Source organism: Bacillus stratosphericus, from assembly GCF_020524495.1.
GTDB lineage: Bacteria > Bacillota > Bacilli > Bacillales > Bacillaceae > Bacillus > Bacillus stratosphericus_B.
Window position 1 is genome coordinate 1 of sequence record NZ_JAIVLB010000011.1, and the last position, 15,791, is coordinate 15,791.

Below are 15,791 nucleotides of genomic sequence, written 5' to 3' on the forward strand. Positions count from 1 at the left end.
ATTCTTAGCGCCCTTGTTCGGATAGAAGTATACGGCTGCCAGTGCGCTTTGAAGTTGCGTGACGGCAGTGCCGCGAGCGCCTTGACGGATTATGCCCGTAGGTACCGTTAGTTTTTTAGCCGACTTTTTAGGCGTGCTTGTTTTCGCCGGTTTAGTCGCTGTGCCTTTGTTGGTTGCCGTTTTGCTCCCGTTTAGTGCTGCGAGTTCCTTTGCGATAGCCGCTTTCACTGCGCCCCATCTGCCTTCGGCTAACACGCGGTGGGGACAATGTTTTCCGCTCCAATCTTCGTGTTTCTTGACGCGATCAACGCCCCATCCGCGCTCTTTTAGAAGCTGCGCAATAAATTTGATCGCCAATGCTTCCGCCTTTTTATAACGTTCGCCGCCGGATTTTGAATAGCATACCTCAACGCCAATTGACGTTCTGTTTCCGCTGTTTGCGCCGCTTCCGTCTCCACAATGCCATGCGTTTCTGTTTGTTTCGATCCCTTGAATAATTTCTTTATCGTCGACTGCGTAATGGAACGATACTGTTGCGTTGTTATTTCGCATATAACTAATTTCATTTTTAGCAGGCGCATCATTCGCCGTATTATGGAACGTAATATATTTCGCGTTCATTGAATACGGGCATTTAATTGATTTTTTCGCTGAAGATACGAGCATTTTACGTACTTTAATCGTCATATAATCGTCTCCCTTTTCCGTTTTTATTTATTTAAAAAGCGCAATACCTAGCGATAGTAGAAGTCCCACCACCGTAAGCATCACGCCCCATACCCACTTCGTATTTGCGCGCATATCTAAAATATCTGCGCGGTTTTCTTTCGCCAGAGCCAGCGCCTGGTCCGCTTTCTCGTCCGCTTGGTTTGCTTTTGTTTTAACATCGTTGAAATAATCGACCTTGGTATCGATACGAACGAGCCACTCGCGAATATCCGAAATCTTTTCGTTTAATTCGTTGTTGCTCGGCTCCACCATCTATCCGTCTCTCCTTCCAAAATAAAAAGTCGCTTATACCTCGTCGGCTGGCGGCTTATCTGCTTCGTATTTATCTCCCGTTATTTCTTCGTATTGTTCCGGCGTAATTCTTCCGGCTGCCACTACGTCATGGGCACGTTTCCTTGACCAAAGACTCTCATCGTAAAATCCGTTAATAATCGAAAACCAATCAATCGACATTCTACATACCTCCTAACGCGATAAGATAGTAAAGGTCAGCGATTTGTTGTTTCATGACTTCGGTTTCTGTCGGCTGCGGCTTCGGTTGTAAATCTTCTATATATTCCTCCGTCGCCGATTCACTCCACGTTTTCTTTTTCTCGCTATACTTCGGAAGGTAAAGACCCTCTCGCGGCTGAACATCCGTAAAGCCCGCCGGAATCTCTTCTCCTTCGGCGACCTTCGAATCACCACCAAACACGTAAATAAACTTATCATCGTATTGATAAATTGGTTTCAACGGTTCACTCCTCCTTTGCTTTAAACACGCAATTCACCACAATGAACTCTACATTACTTGTGGTATCTTGTATGATAAATCTGCCATCTGGAAGGATAAGCTGCCTACTAAACTGCGGTCCCTTAAATCCTCCGGTACTTGAAGCTATGCCGACATTATAAATAGGGAAAGGCGGCTCACATCCTGCTGGTAACATAAACGCAGGGACTTCACCCAATGTTCCACCTGCGATAGCTCCGGTGACATGTACAATTCCCATTGCATCCTTTGCTACTCGTACTCGGTAATCATTATTGATCTCGGATTTATACAATTTCCATCCGTTAACTAATGTAGGATATTCCCATTTGGTATTAGCGTCGGTATCGGTAAGCACACGTTTCCAGCCTTTGAAAACTCCATCGGTATGAACAGTCCCGAACCAATGTGTATTGTCATAGCTTCGACTCACATGAAGGTTTGATCTTGTACCTGCTCTTTCAACATCAATGTTGAACCATGATGTATCGTTGGTTGTCGGCATGTTTGTAAGATACTGTCCTGCTGCGTAATATCGACCAGGTGGTAAAGATAAGACATCCGTCCCATTCAATACTGTTGGGAGCGGCTTGCGATCACCCGAGTCTTGAGTGATTTTATACAGTTGTCCATTGTTCCATTTATCTTTCTCAGCTGCTGTCGGAAGCTGCGTCCAAGTAATCGATATTTGATCGGAATTGTAGTAGAAATAATACGCATTACCTGCTGTATCGATTGCAAGTCCTGTACCAATGTTAGCTTGACCTACAGATTGAATACCTCGCAATGCGGAATTGTTAGGTGCGGGTGAATCCTCAATACCTGGTTGAGCATAAAAGGTACAAGTTCCTTTGTCTTTAATCGCATCGAATATTGTTGAGCCAACTGGCACATTAATGAGCTGCATGCCATTATCGGCGGTAATCTTATATAACTGCGATTCATTCCATTTTTTCTTTTCTGCTACAGACGCATGCGGATTCGCATCGTCCATATGATCATTAATCTGTTCTAACAGTCCAGAATCATTTTCAAGTAATACTTCGACCATGTCATTGAACAAATTAGCATGGGCTTTGTCATTCACCTCAAAAGGTTTTGGTTCTTTTATTTCCATTTAGTTTTCACTCCTTTGCTTTGAAGCTTGAATCGATCTCTTGTAGCTGCTCTAAAGTAAGCAACCTTCGCTTACACCCTTCTTTTAAATCAGCAATTGAGCAATCACCTAATTTCACTGCTTGTTTGACCAATTCAGGGGTCACCCATTTAAAATATAATGCCATTACCCAATAATTCATGATTCACGCTCTCCTTTATATAAAAGGATCTCATTTTTTAGCGCTTTTAGTTCGTTTGTTAGATGATCACATTGATGTTCAAGCTGTTTTCTCATTAGCTTTTCTTTGGCTACTTCTTGTGCAAGATAATCTAGCAGAAGAGGTGGTTGATACCTTGGATTGATTTGGGATTCCTTACACCATTCTTTCAATTCTTCTGCCGTTGGCTTTGGCACATCTAGATGCCACTCGTTGATATACGAACCGTCTCCGTCATTTCTAAGTTCAAAGTCTTTTTGCGGATCCGCATCGGGGTATTTATACTTAATGGCTTCATATAAAATCATAGAATCCTCCTATACTCTCGAGAAATTTCTGCCGCCTACTTCTGTAATATCAAAATAGTTGTACCAGCCTGAATTATCTGATACATAATGACTAACGTCTCCGTCATATCCTACATACATGTAAATTTCTAAATAATCCCCTTTATTAGCCGGTACATTCGCAGCACCATAAAGTCCCATACTAAAGCTCAACACATCAGAGGGGCTTGTCGGACTTTGTCTTTGATGTGCAATATTTTTATAACTTCTTCCATTTAAATAGATCGATAATTCAAAGTTTGCGTATCGTTGAAAGCTTTCAATATACACACCTGCATTCACTGAATACATTCCGTTTTCAGGGCAGATGAAGCGATTACTTTTGATATCAAAATTGTTATGACTGTCTTTTATCTTTCTATTAAAAAGGATTTTTTGATACTCTCCCTTGGTTAATAACTGCTTCCCAGTTGTACCTATATTAGCATGACAGAACCCAGAGAGTTTATGCCAGTCGGTCCAACCCGATCCAGTCCACCAATGACGGCACCACGTACCTGTGCTATCAAAATAACTGCCTGCTTCGTTTCCAGTCCCATAGTAATATTGAACAAATCGAAAGTTACTATATTTTTCATTTTTCACAAAGCCAAATCTCGTAGGATATCCAGTATCATTCGCTTGTCCAATATCCATGAACGTAATGCCAATTGGATATTCCTCTCCGCTGACTGATGCATCTTGAATGGCTTGATCGCCTGTTAGCTTAAATAAGCTCTCATTGGTGATTCCTTGTATCTGTCAACTGAGCGCATTGTCATTCTCTACAAGTGTGTCGACCATCCGGTTAAATAAGTTGGCATGTGCTTTGTCAGAGGTTTCAAACGGTAAAGGTGTTTTGATGTCCACTTCTTTTCCCCTCCATTAATAAATATCATCAATCTCAAAAACAAATTCGATGTCGCCGTCTTTTTGTTTATCTGTCATGGTGCGGATGGCGGTGAATTTTCCGGCTTCGTCGACAAGGGCTAGTTCATTGATGACTTCTCCTGCTAGTTCTCCTTCTGCGATGGTGCAGGTGTAGCGGATTTTTGCTGGTTCCATGAAGGTAAATGAATCAATATCTTTTTGGATCAGCTCTTTTTTGAGTGTTTGTTCAGTGCCGTCTAGTGAGATCGGTTTCCCATCCTTCGTCCCGCCATTTCCGAACGCCATTTTGACGACTTTTGTGAGTTTTGTTCCTTCTGCTCTTGCCTTTGCCATTTGTTGACGTGCATACAGTGTTGTTACGGTTAATTGATCTGCCATTGTAATCCTCCTTATAGCTCTATTTTTTTAGAAGTTGCTGCTAGCATTTTTGATCCATCAAGCGAAACGGATCCATCGAGAATCCAGTAATGATCCTTGATCAGTAAGCTGCCGCCCTGTTCATTTTGAACATATACTGGCAAGCGAAATGTCATCCTCTTTTTGGTATGATGAGGCAGCTGCTGCTTTGACCGCAACATCAGAGCTGCTCCTTGCTTCGTTTCATTCGCTGCCCCAGTCATGACATAATTCATGCGGTATGTTGTTTCCTTTTCTTGTTGAAACGGCATTCTCATCTTCAACGAATGTCGAAAGCGAGCAGGAACATCCGTTGTGTCTCTTGTCCCGCTGAGGTAGAACGCACCATTTAATACAAATTCACCGTTCAGTAAAATCGGGATATGATCGAAAAAACCCACTCTGCTTCGCAGTGTGAGCCGCTGGTGATGATGATTTTTTTCATAAACATCGGTATGATGAATGGCGGTGAAAGTATAAGCCAAGTGCGCCGGCTTTAATGTTTCAAGTATGTCTACAATATATCTAGTGTTTTGTAGGTCATCTAGGTTCACACGTAAAGCAAAATGATAGCGATTGGATGTCAGACGAATGATGGCACTTGGATTCTTGAGAAATTGATTTACAGATTTCTCTAATGAGAGATACGTGATCGGCGGAATGTTCGACATCATATTGAGTAAGCGTGCCCTGCGTAGTTCAATTGAATCATCTGATTCCCGTTGCACCTTAAACATTCTTTCCCACCTATTCAATCCCCACGTCGCTGTTAAAGGGAAGAACTGATCCGTTACGTCAAAAATGGATTCGTCCAATTGCTCGAACTCTGATGCCTCTGTCTTTATTAAATGATCCACTTCATAAATCTTCGTAAAATATGGCGGCAAGTAGTTTTTCATTTCATTCTGTTTGCTCAATAACCTTCACCTGCCTAAGACGCGGTATCTCAATGTCCTGTAATACTAAGTTTTTCGACTCCCCATTCAATAACACATTTGCATAATCTGACACACTTTCTGAATGGTACAGAATGTCATTTAAGGCGGACATTCGAATCGTACTTTTTTCAAATGCGATTGATTTTAACAGCGCTTTTACCTTTTCTTCTATTTCTTTTTGCGCTCCTTCAAGTGTCCAGTCCATTTGAAGTTCGACTGCGACTTCTATGTCGATATCCAGCCACTTGGCGCTTTCTACGGTTGCTTTTGAACCAATAGGAGCTTGTCCTTCCCCTTCCCCTGGCACAGGATCAATATACTCCTGTACCCTGTTGACAAGAAGATCTGATGCAACATCTAAATTGCCGTCTGTGATGACAATTTTGACCGTTCCCTCTCCATTCCAAAGCGGGAACACTTTCGCTCTGCCAACACCGGTTACTTCCTCTGCCCATTTTTTGTAATGTGCTCTGTTGGCACTGACAGCCTCTCGCCTTGCACGTATGAGATATCGATCATATAAAGAAGCGTCATCTTCTTCCTCTTGCCCTGGAATCACCAATTCTTTCATGATAATCGATTCAAGTCCCGGGATCGTATCAAGTGATAGCAGCGGCTGACCTGTTAATTGACCATTGCCGTCTTTACCAGGTGTCTCGCATTCCAGCGTGCCATCCTTCGAATATTGAAAATATACGTCTTCAATAAAAAAACGTGAGCCTGCTGGGATGTTTACGTTCTCTGGTTGAATGGTTGCTGACCAAACTGCTTTGGTGGCCGGCTTTCTTTCAATCCCTACTTCAGCAGCTCGCCGATCTAAGAATTCTCCCTGTGCTGTATCAGCAAAGACAAGCTCAAATACTTGATCAAGCCAAATATAGGACTGAGCCAGTTCAGCGGCAGCAGGTGCTAAGGCATTCCAAATCACGCTGTTTTCTCTTTTATCCATGTCATCTGGCAGTCTGTCCAGCATTCTTTCCATCAATGCTTCATATGTTTGCTCCTCAAACATGGCCCTCCATCACCTCCTCTATTTCTAATGTGCCCTCATCTGTGACGATGGCTAGTTTGACATGAAACGTGTCATTTTGCTTCGTGACCTCTATCTCTTCAATATGATCAATCCGCTCATCAGCGATCAATGCCTCTTCTAGCAACCTTGGAATCTCCATTTCTTTGTATTCATCCGTTGCTTCTGTGTCCGTCAATAGCTCCTGGATTTCAGTGCCAATGTCGTGGCTGTAGATAGGATGTGCATACCGCTCAGTTCGCAATGTCATATAAATGAATTGCCGGATTGCCTCAATGCCTGAAATGGTTTCGTTTGTCAGCCGGCCATTTTCAAAATCTATGCGATACGTCGTCGAGGTTTCCACCTCTTCGTCTTCTTCCGTTTCCTCAATTTCTTCCTCTGGTGAAAGTGCCACGTCCATCACCTCCCTTACAATTTGTCGATGATGTAGAAGGACTGTCCCCCTGCCATTGCCAACACCATGATGCTGTCTCCCGCTTTTAGTTCATCTTCCTCACCCTTATTCAAGCGCTTCGGCCAAATAAGTAGTTCTTCTGGAATGACCAGCTTACTATTTTCGTTTAATCGGATATTGAGAGGAGAAACCGCCTTGACTTCTCCAATAACCAGATCAATTGGAGAGGCTGCGTCTACTGCATTGACAGCCAGCCGTTTAATTGCTTCACTTAATCTCACGCTTGATCACCCTTTGGCATGGTATTTTTCTCCACGACGTCAATTGTCATGGTATGTTTCATCCCCTTGAATTCATGTTTGTCTTGATCAATCCAGTAGGTTTTTTTCACATTGATTTCAGGGATTTTTAGATAGATTGGAAGACCGCTCTGCAGTTCAGGAATTCCTAGAGCTTGTATACTTTTCACTTCTTGTTTGACGCCTTTCTTTTCTGCTAACCGTACTTTGGCTCTTTTTTGAAGCTGCGGCTGGTTAATTTGACCTGTTACCGTCTCAACATGCTGTAAAATGCCGTATTTATTTTGACCTACTTTATCCTGTTCGATTACCACAATATCTGATTTGCTGCCCTTTTTCTTATTCTTCCCGTGTTCATCTACAGACGTGCGCATCTTTACACGTGTTGCTGTCTCTTCAATGGAGGTGCTGTATTGATAATCGATAAGATTGACGCCTGATTCAATGACCCATACGTCCTCTGGATCCGGCCATGCTCTCAGTCCCATCTTGCCTTTAGCAGAATAAATTTGATAGTTTCTGCCGGTTTGCCGCTTCGTTTCTTTCAATGCTTTCAGAATAATGTCATACAAACTCGTATCATTTTTAAAGACCAGTGATTTCATGACATGTCCAGTATTTGCTACGGAGGTCATTGGAATTTGAAAGTCGGTCCCAATCCGTTTCAAGATTTGATCTGCTCTTTGATTTGAAAAAACATATACATCTTGGTTTTTCACTAAATATTGGAGCATATCGTATGCGGTAAAGGTCAGCTTCCCTTCAACGGGTGTCCGGGAAAAAACAATGCCTCTGAACAGCTCTTTTCCTTTCCATTTAAAAAGAACCGTGTCCCCTTCTGAGACACGGTAGTATGTTTGACTGCCTTGCTTTGTGATAATATTTGCCTGAATAGAGCGAGGGGCTTGATACCTTTGCCCCTGAAGTGTCAAACTCTCAGTGACAAGCTCATACATGGTGCCGCTTCTGATGGCAAAAAGCTCAATCAATGTCAGCCCCCCTATTGTGGTATTTTTAGTTTTTGTCCAGGAAAAATCCAATGTCCCGGCTGTTTAATATTGCGTTTACTTCGTTTAATCATTGCTGCTTTATTGGCATTCCAAATACGCCGCCATTTTGTACTGTCACCATAGAACCTTCCTGAAATGGCCCACAATGTATCGCCCTTTTTAACGGTGTACACTTTTGGTGGTGTTTTTGAGCTTCTTTTCTTTTTGGTTTGTTTCGTTTTTTTCTTTCGCTTGATTTTTCTAGGGGAAGCTGTTTTGTACTCCTTTAATTCGACCGTAAACTCACGATCACCAATGTCATAAGACCCTTCCTTATAGGTGAAGCTTTCAATGCTGCACGTCATGTTGATCTTTGTCCCTGTAACAATCAATCGCACGGACTTTTTCGAACGCATCATTCGTTCAATTTTCGCTATCGCATTCTCTGGTGATGGAATGTTTTTATATTCAGCAATAGGCGAATATTTCTTAGGAAATAATGATGTAAATGACATTTGTTTAGCAGATGGTACATCAATAAAGGTCAGTTCTCCAAATGAAGCAACCTTCACTGTTTCATTTTGTACGTTATTTGTGATCTCGAGTTCAGACGGAAGGACAGGGAATCGCAATTTGTCCTTCCCTTGGGAAATCCACAATTGATACACTGACTTACCCATCAATCACGACTCCCTTCGTTCCTGTATGAAGATCTACTTCCAGTTCGTCTACGAGCATTTGTCTCATTTTTTCGACAAACGATTGTTGATCTTGTCCATTATGGAAATGCTGATCCCCATTGAATTGAATGGTGATTTGTTTCGTACCCGATGATGTAGAACTGCTAGCTGACTGAGCTGAGGTCACTTGCTGCATCTGTGATTCTGGTAAAGAAGCAGCTGCACTTGTTGGATCATATACTTGCATCCCAAGCGCCTTGGCTGCCTGTGTTAATAAATACCTGCCGCGAATACCTCTTTCTTCTGGAATAATCCATTCGCGTTTGTTTCCTTCACCGACTCTAGCTACCTGCTCCTCGGTAATCAGTCCACCATTTGCATAGCCTTTATAAGGGCCCCCTCTTCTCATACTCCGTAATCCCGGCGTATTGAAGACTGTTCCATATCTGCCCTTAATGTAGTTAATGGCTGCTACAGCATTATGAATTGGGTTCCAAATATCATTCATGCCCTTGCCTTTATTTGAGTTAAATGTTGGTCCAATGGTTTGCATTAATCCTTTAGAAGGCGTTCCCTTCTTGGCATTGGAATCCCATAAGTTGATTGCTCTCGGATTTCCATTTGATTCATGTTGCGCGATCGTCATGAGACCAGGGAGCCAGTTCATTGATGTGCCAGTTGCCATTAGAGCTGCCATGAGCCATTGCTGAACACTGAGACCAGAAGCCCCCATCCCGCTGAAGGCTCCAATTAATGAACCAGCTTGATTCTCAGCAAACTTTTTCACATCAACTGAGTCCAGCCCTTTGACGACACCAATTGATGCAAATTTTCCGAGGCTCATCATGACACGTGAAGGAGAATGAATGTCTAATTCTTCTCTAAAGGCTTGTTCCACTTTCTTGGCCATTTCTTTAGCTGCTTGCGTGACTTCGCTTCCTTTTGAGCGCATACCGCTATTGAAGGCTTCGATCATTCCTGAACCCCATCCTGGTGATTCTTGTTTGGCTTGCAGGAATGGTTGTTTGACGTGTTGGTCTACGTATTGGCTTGTGCCAGTAGATGTCATGTTTTGACCTGAAGCAAAGCCAGCAACAGTTTGTGAACCATAAACCGAAGAAGCTGCTTGAATTTGATTAAATGGTTGGTCAATATTGGCTTGTTTCCACTGATTAAGAGAAATTTTATTACTATTCATCCCCTTCTCAAAATCAGAAGTAAATTCTTTTCCATAACTAACGCCACTTTCGGAGTTGTTCATTGATATTGAACCTCTTCCAGATAAAGAAACAGCTGAGGTTACGTCTGTCCTCTGCTTAGCTGAGACATTCGATGAAGCCAGATTACTAGCGCTTTTTGGCACAACATTCATCCCAAGGTGAGTTGCTGCTTGAGCAAGTAACATCTTCCCTCGACCTCTATTGTTTTCCGTTGGAATAACAAACTCCTTGCCCGCTTCCCCTATCCAAGAAAGCATAGGTTTAGTAATATACCCCCCAGTAGCTTTATGACCAACCTGATTTAAACCGGTTTTCTCTTCGCCTTTACCTATGAAAAATTCTATTACTCCGCCGCCTATTTCTTTTGCTTTATCTACTATTCTACCAATAAAACCAAACATTTTTTCCCACGTTTCTGTTAGTTCCTCAGCATGTTTCTTTAATGGCTCAAAGACATTTTTATTGAACCAATCACTCACTGTTTCCCAAACACCTTTGATCGTTTCCCAAACTGATTTAAACGTTTCCCAAACAAATTTTATTGCTGGTTCTGCATATTTTTGATACGGCTGCCATACGTTTTCATCAAACCAAGTAGAGAGTTTTTCCCACGTAGTTTTAATCCAGTTCCATGTATTTTGAAACAAATTCCACACAAAAGTAATGGCTGGCAATGCATATGTTTTAAACGGTGTCCAAACATATTCATTAAACCATTCAGAAAATGCACTCCATGTTTCTTGAATCCAGTTCCACGTTTCAACAAGTTTGTTCCATACCCAGCCAATTGCTTCTATCGCATATTGACCGAATGGGTCCCAAACATTTGTTAAAAACCATTCAGAGAAAACACCCCATGTTTCTTGAATCCAGTTCCACGTTTCAACAAGCTTGTTCCATACCCAGCCAATTGCTTCTATCGCATATTGACCGAATGGGTCCCAAACATTTGTTAAAAACCATTCAGAGAATATACCCCATGTTTCCTGAATCCAGTTCCATGTGTCAACAAGTTTATTCCACACCCAACCAATTGCTTCTATCGCATATTGGCCAAATGGTTCCCAAACATAATCCATGAACCATTTTGATGCTACTGCCCAAACATTTTTGATAATTGTCCATGCAACATCAAATACGCCAACTACAAAATTGATAATCGGGACTGAAAAATTATAAATAGGCAGCCAAACTTTTTCCATGAACCAAGAAGAAAGTTGTCCCCATTTTTCAGTGATCCAATTCCATGTCTCACCGAAGAATGTTGTAATAGGAGTTAATACATTATTATTGATCCATCCTGAAACTTTGTTCCAAGTATCTTTAATCCAATTAACTGCATTTTCAGCACCTTTGACAATGTCATCCCATTTTTTCTTCAAGGTTCCGTCATCAAACATCTTTCCGACCCATTTTCCTAAACCTTCACCTAAAATGCTTCCTAAAATTCCGCCGATTGCTGTTCCAATACCTGGTGCAATCATTGTCCCTATCGCGGCACCACCCATACCACCAGCAATGCCCCCGCCGAATCCTCCTACTTTTTCACCTACATTTTCTTTTGTTGTGCCAATTAATTCTGTTGCACTAAGTAAAGGCCCAAGTATGGGTACTTTTTTTAATAACTTACCTGCACCTTTACCTAAATTTTTAAATGTATCTCCTAAGCCTTTTAGCTTATCAGTATCTTTGAATATCCCAGCGAGACCAGCTATAGCCATAACACCTGGAATTTTTTTGGTTAAACTGCCTAATTTAGTTGGAGATTTTTTATTCTTTTCAACCCTCGTAGTTCCAGTTGGATTATTCGGTTTGTTTTTCGGACCATTTCTATTATCTGTTTGGGTAGTTCCAGTTGGATTTAAACCTTTTGCACAACAAGAACAGCAGCTTATTTTAAATAAACCTTTTCCGTTTTGCGTTTGGTCTGAGTTCTGATTACCCAACTGACCTGGTGAAGTATTATTATTAGACCCATCCGAGTTATTTGAAGGGTTTTTCGGACCAAGGATCAAATCTAATCCTTTGTTAAACCATTTATCTAGATACTCTTCAGGATTGATTTTAATTTTCTCACGAATTCGTCCGATTACTTCTTGCTTGTATTCGTCTATTTTCGTTTCAATCCAAGGTAACGCCTTCTCATCCCAAAATTTCCTAGGGCTTAATTTTTCCTTCAATTTATCTGAGACGTCACCTGCATATTTTTCAATTTCCTTTAGCGCCTTGTTTCCCAAATTCCCCAGCCAGCTTTGTTTGTTTTCATTCTTTTTCATAGCGGCTGCTGCATTTGAATCCTTTTTTGTTTTCTTTTCTTTAACAATCGACTCTGCCTTATCTCGTTTTTTCAACTTACTCTTGGCATTGTCTTGAACAGATACTCTGATTTCGTGTTTAGACATCGTTAAGCTTTTTAGTGTCTTTTTTATTCGTTGAATAGCAGCGGTGGCTTGATCAATTATGTTTACTCTCATATAGTACGTTCTGTTCATGAGCTGAAGGATTGATTTTTTGATCGATGATACTTTACCTGACAATTGGTCATTTAGTTTAAACGTTAGCAGAAGTGGACTTGTTCCTGTTTTTTTCAAGCGATCGATGCTCGACCTAATGAAATCGAGTCCCTTTGCTTGAATGGAAATGACCATATGATTTGGTATCATGTTCAACTGATTTGTTAATGATTTTAGATCACGATAGATTCCCTGATCTAGCCTCATTAATAATACTGAAAACTTTCGAATCGATAAATTGAAGTTTCTTAGCTTCTTTTCATCCATTTCCATGCTAATTTTAATCGGTTTTCTAAATGGTTTGAGCTGCTTCTCAAACGTTTGAAACCGTTTTTGAATGCGTAAAAGCTTCTTCGACACTCGGTCTTCTAATTCAAATCGTGCAGTGAGTTTCGCCAGTTTATTTCCCTCCTTTCTTTGCTTCTTTTTCTAGCATGTCGAGTTTGTAGCTGATGAGTCCAAATAGGAACGCTTTGAATTGTCTTGGTGCTTCGTATAAATCAAGGAGTTCTGATGGGGAATAGTGAAGCTCGTGCATGGCGTAATATAAAAACACGGCTTCTTTATCCCCATCTTTTATTAGTTTTTTGCTGCATCTTCTAAATCTTCAATTTCGTCTTCAAATCCGTTGATTTCGATGGCTTTGTTTAACCAGTTTGCGTATTCACCGCCGACAGACAAAACACGTTTTGCTACTTCAACTGGATCTTGTGTGCTGTAGGCTTCTCTTAATTCCTTTGAACGGAAATCTGGGTAAATAGTAGATTCGATCGCAATCCGTGCATAGAAGCGCTGGCTGTCTAAGTCTTTCACGCGCCCTCTGCCTTTGACATTTTTGAACGTTGTGTTTTCTTTTTCCAGCTCATCAATGCGTTCAGTGGTAATTGCTTTGAAGACAAAAGGGATGACATTTCCTTTTTTATCAACAAAACGCTTGGAAATCGGTACTTTGACTTCTTCCGCTTCTACTGTTTGTCCTGGCATAAAAAATGAAAGATCAAATGTTTGTTTTTCGCTCATGTTTAAAAACTCCCTTTGATTTGTTTTTTGAATGCAAAAAAGCACATCCATTTTTTGAATGTGCTTTCCAATCTTTTCATGTATAATATAAATCGTACAATTGGACGGCTTGCTCAAGGGTGTCTGGCTCATCCCCGATAGGAAGGGGGTGATGCTCATGTCAACATTTCAAGCGCTTATGTTAATGCTTGCATTCGGGTCATTTATCATTACCCTGTTGACGTATATAGACAAAAAATAGACTCCCCTTGAGCTGTGGAAGGTTAAAGGGAAGTCTACCTAAAGAACCTATTCGATAAGCCAGCCCCTTGAAGGGCCTTATTGTACATTGCCAGGATGTTGACGCATCCTGGCTTCTTTTTATTCTATGCAAATTTCTTTGCATGTAAACATAATTTTGTGTTCTCGGAATGCTTTGCGCATTCTCTTTGCATTATAGCATACCCGTGACTAAATGAAAAATCACGTATTGTTTCGTCATTCTTCGTGCTTTTTGTGAGAAATTAGAATGTATCTTTCAATTTCTGAGGCAGATCAAAGTCCTCGAATGTGAAAGGAACTTCCTCTTCAAGCGCCTCTGAATCGACATCCAGTCCAGCAATTTTTGCTGAATCAAAGTTGACATCAAATAATGTTACACGCTCTGTGCCTCGGCCTGATGATTTATCATCAAGCACAGCTTGAAGAGTGAAATAAGGATCTTCCCCTTTTTTCACATAGTTAAGCATGAGTTGTACGAAACGTGACGTGACTTTATAGAACGTTGCCGTTCCTGTTCCGTTTGCTCCTGTTGTTTTATGACCAGTCATTCGGCGGCCCATGACGTTGACTTCGGATTTGTTTTTCTCTACGTTTGCTTCGAAGGTTTTGATAAATGCAAGCTCCTCACCTTCTAAGAAAAGACGACCTTCTTTACCTGAAATAGTATTTTGCGCTTTAAAAGCCATCTTACTTCACCTCCACATTGAAATAGAATTTTTCTGCTGCATCTACTGGTTGAACAGCTAAATCGATGATAAATCCATCACGATCTTCATTGAGACCAATCACGATATCTGTTTCTGAGTTAAAGCCTGTAATGCCACTTCCATCTTGTAGTTGTGTGAGATACTGTGTAATCAGTGTTTTCACAAGCTGAATACCATCATCTGATGCTGGAATGTCATTGCCATTGGCTTTGCGTAATTTAATCAAATTTTTCAATTCAAACGTTAAATCATTGTTGATCGCATCAAGCACACGAATGATTTTGTTTTTCGCCATTTGCTGGTTCTTTTCAGTCGTGAAGCTTGTTAAGGAGTTAATATCTTTTTCTACGCTCACAGTACGGTCTCGCGCATCAAAGGTGAAAAGAAACTCCCCTTGTGATAATCGGTATTCTACTTGATCATTATCAATGCGTTCTAATGTATCTACTGCTCCATCGTATTCAACAAAGGTAAGTGACTGATTGAAGTTCGCTCCTGCACTTGCACCTGCGACCCATGCTGTTGTTAGAGCAGGCGTCAATTCTGTTCCATCTTCTAAAACAACACCACTTGTGACATTGATGATTCCCTCTTGGTCAGCTGCATAATTGGCGACAACCCCTTGCACCTTACGTCCTTGCTTATCGCGTAAACGCTCAATAAATGAGGCAAAGGTTGCTTTTAATTGCTCACTATTATCTACTGGAAGAGCAATCACATCAAAGTATTCTGTTTCTGCTGCTTCTAGGAAAGCTGTGTAATCTGCGACACTTGCCACACCATTTTTACCGCCGCTTAGTGCCTCGCCAGCTGTAATGACTGCTTCACCTTCGCCAGAAAATTGAACATATTTGTTTTTGACAAGATCTTTGACATCCGTGACAACCTGCTTATCGACCATATCTGTTCCAAGATAGGTGATGACGTCACGTTTTGTGCTATCCAGTACATTTTCTGCGACTTGTATGGTAATCTCATTTCCTTTTATGCCGCCATAATTTGCTGTAACCACAAAATTTTCTGCGATTTCGGCTTTGGCCGTCTCTCCTTCATTTAAGCGATAAAGTAAGACCGTTTGCGCTTTTTTCTTCGCTTCACGGAAAAGAAGGAGTGACTTATCATCAATGTTGAGCCCGACTTTCTTATTTAAGTCTTCCATATTGGAAACCGAAATAAAGGTTTTTGGTTCTCCCCAGCTCATCACAAGAGGAAGTGCCACTGTACCTCGATCTCCTAAAGTAATTCTCTGCTCTGCTGTTGTTTTAAAATTAAAGTAAATGCCAGGACGCTTTTTCTCTGTACCTGGTGTAAAAGTGCCTCCGTTCATC

Annotated in this window: 20 protein-coding genes and 1 pseudogene; 1 reads left to right on the forward strand and 20 read right to left on the reverse strand. The window is 41.3% G+C overall.

Annotated elements, in window-relative coordinates; genetic code table 11:
* The 18 genes and pseudogenes from LC033_RS06095 to LC033_RS06180 form a co-directional block, all read right to left on the reverse strand.
* Positions 1–687 (reverse strand): peptidoglycan recognition protein family protein (locus tag LC033_RS06095; protein WP_226567354.1); only part of this gene is annotated, 687 nt, incomplete at its 3' end.
* Between the two features lie 27 nt (positions 688–714).
* Complete coding sequence (locus tag LC033_RS06100; protein WP_226567355.1) at positions 715–981, reverse strand: hemolysin XhlA family protein; 267 nt, start codon at positions 979–981, stop codon at positions 715–717.
* A gap of 33 nt (positions 982–1,014) precedes the next feature.
* Positions 1,015–1,182, reverse strand: coding sequence for an XkdX family protein (locus tag LC033_RS06105; RefSeq protein ID WP_226567356.1), 168 nt, complete (start codon positions 1,180–1,182; stop codon positions 1,015–1,017).
* 1 nt (position 1,183) lies between these two features.
* On the reverse strand, positions 1,184–1,462 hold the full coding sequence (locus LC033_RS06110) for a YomQ N-terminal domain-containing protein (RefSeq protein WP_226567357.1): 279 nt from the start codon (positions 1,460–1,462) through the stop codon (positions 1,184–1,186).
* Positions 1,463–1,466: 4 nt separating this feature from the next.
* The gene (locus LC033_RS06115; protein WP_226567358.1) at positions 1,467–2,531 is read right to left on the reverse strand and encodes an XkdV family phage structural protein; all 1,065 of its coding nucleotides are present in this window, start codon (positions 2,529–2,531) and stop codon (positions 1,467–1,469) included.
* Between the two features lie 73 nt (positions 2,532–2,604).
* A complete protein-coding gene (locus LC033_RS06120; RefSeq protein ID WP_226567359.1) occupies positions 2,605–2,778 on the reverse strand; it encodes an XkdX family protein in 174 nt (57 codons plus the stop codon).
* Positions 2,775–3,104 carry an XkdW family protein gene (locus LC033_RS06125; RefSeq protein ID WP_226567360.1) on the reverse strand — a complete coding sequence of 110 codons (330 nt, stop codon included), beginning with the start codon at positions 3,102–3,104 and terminating at the stop codon, positions 2,775–2,777. Before LC033_RS06125 ends, LC033_RS06120 begins: the two co-directional genes overlap by 4 nt.
* 9 nt (positions 3,105–3,113) lie before the next feature.
* Positions 3,114–3,992: pseudogene (locus LC033_RS06130) on the reverse strand (hypothetical protein).
* Positions 3,993–4,007: 15 nt separating this feature from the next.
* Entirely contained in the window at positions 4,008–4,391 is a 384-nt protein-coding gene (locus LC033_RS06135; protein ID WP_226567361.1) for a phage tail-collar fiber domain-containing protein, read from the reverse strand.
* A gap of 11 nt (positions 4,392–4,402) precedes the next feature.
* Positions 4,403–5,326, reverse strand: a complete 924-nt coding sequence (locus LC033_RS06140) for a YmfQ family protein (RefSeq protein ID WP_226567362.1) — start codon at positions 5,324–5,326, stop codon at positions 4,403–4,405.
* Complete coding sequence (locus LC033_RS06145) at positions 5,310–6,359, reverse strand: baseplate J/gp47 family protein (RefSeq protein WP_226567363.1); 1,050 nt, start codon at positions 6,357–6,359, stop codon at positions 5,310–5,312. The genes LC033_RS06140 and LC033_RS06145 overlap by 17 nt, the downstream gene beginning before the upstream one ends.
* Positions 6,352–6,774, reverse strand: a complete 423-nt coding sequence (locus LC033_RS06150; RefSeq protein ID WP_226567364.1) for a DUF2634 domain-containing protein — start codon at positions 6,772–6,774, stop codon at positions 6,352–6,354. The genes LC033_RS06145 and LC033_RS06150 overlap by 8 nt, the downstream gene beginning before the upstream one ends.
* Before the next feature lie 14 nt (positions 6,775–6,788).
* Positions 6,789–7,055: a DUF2577 family protein gene (locus LC033_RS06155; RefSeq protein WP_226567365.1), complete on the reverse strand. Its 267-nt coding sequence runs from the start codon at positions 7,053–7,055 to the stop codon at positions 6,789–6,791.
* On the reverse strand, positions 7,052–8,062 hold the full coding sequence (locus LC033_RS06160; protein WP_226567366.1) for an XkdQ/YqbQ family protein: 1,011 nt from the start codon (positions 8,060–8,062) through the stop codon (positions 7,052–7,054). Before LC033_RS06160 ends, LC033_RS06155 begins: the two co-directional genes overlap by 4 nt.
* 11 nt (positions 8,063–8,073) lie before the next feature.
* A complete protein-coding gene (locus LC033_RS06165) occupies positions 8,074–8,742 on the reverse strand; it encodes a LysM peptidoglycan-binding domain-containing protein (RefSeq protein WP_226567367.1) in 669 nt (222 codons plus the stop codon).
* On the reverse strand, positions 8,735–12,874 hold the full coding sequence (locus LC033_RS06170) for a transglycosylase SLT domain-containing protein (protein WP_264188664.1): 4,140 nt from the start codon (positions 12,872–12,874) through the stop codon (positions 8,735–8,737). The genes LC033_RS06165 and LC033_RS06170 overlap by 8 nt, the downstream gene beginning before the upstream one ends.
* 1 nt (position 12,875) lies before the next feature.
* Positions 12,876–13,013, reverse strand: coding sequence for a hypothetical protein (locus LC033_RS06175; protein WP_008344097.1), 138 nt, complete (start codon positions 13,011–13,013; stop codon positions 12,876–12,878).
* Positions 13,014–13,054: 41 nt separating this feature from the next.
* A complete protein-coding gene (locus LC033_RS06180; RefSeq protein ID WP_008344099.1) occupies positions 13,055–13,495 on the reverse strand; it encodes a phage tail assembly chaperone in 441 nt (146 codons plus the stop codon).
* A 151-nt stretch (positions 13,496–13,646) separates the two neighbouring features.
* Between LC033_RS06180 and LC033_RS06185 the strand changes: the two genes are divergently transcribed.
* Entirely contained in the window at positions 13,647–13,736 is a 90-nt protein-coding gene (locus LC033_RS06185) for a putative holin-like toxin (protein WP_080772987.1), read from the forward strand.
* A gap of 262 nt (positions 13,737–13,998) precedes the next feature.
* On the opposite strand, the gene LC033_RS06190 is transcribed toward LC033_RS06185, so the two are convergent.
* Positions 13,999–14,442 carry a phage tail tube protein gene (locus LC033_RS06190; RefSeq protein ID WP_226567369.1) on the reverse strand — a complete coding sequence of 148 codons (444 nt, stop codon included), beginning with the start codon at positions 14,440–14,442 and terminating at the stop codon, positions 13,999–14,001.
* A 1-nt stretch (position 14,443) separates the two neighbouring features.
* A complete protein-coding gene (locus tag LC033_RS06195) occupies positions 14,444–15,790 on the reverse strand; it encodes a phage tail sheath family protein (protein WP_226567370.1) in 1,347 nt (448 codons plus the stop codon).
* Position 15,791: the final 1 nt, after the last annotated feature.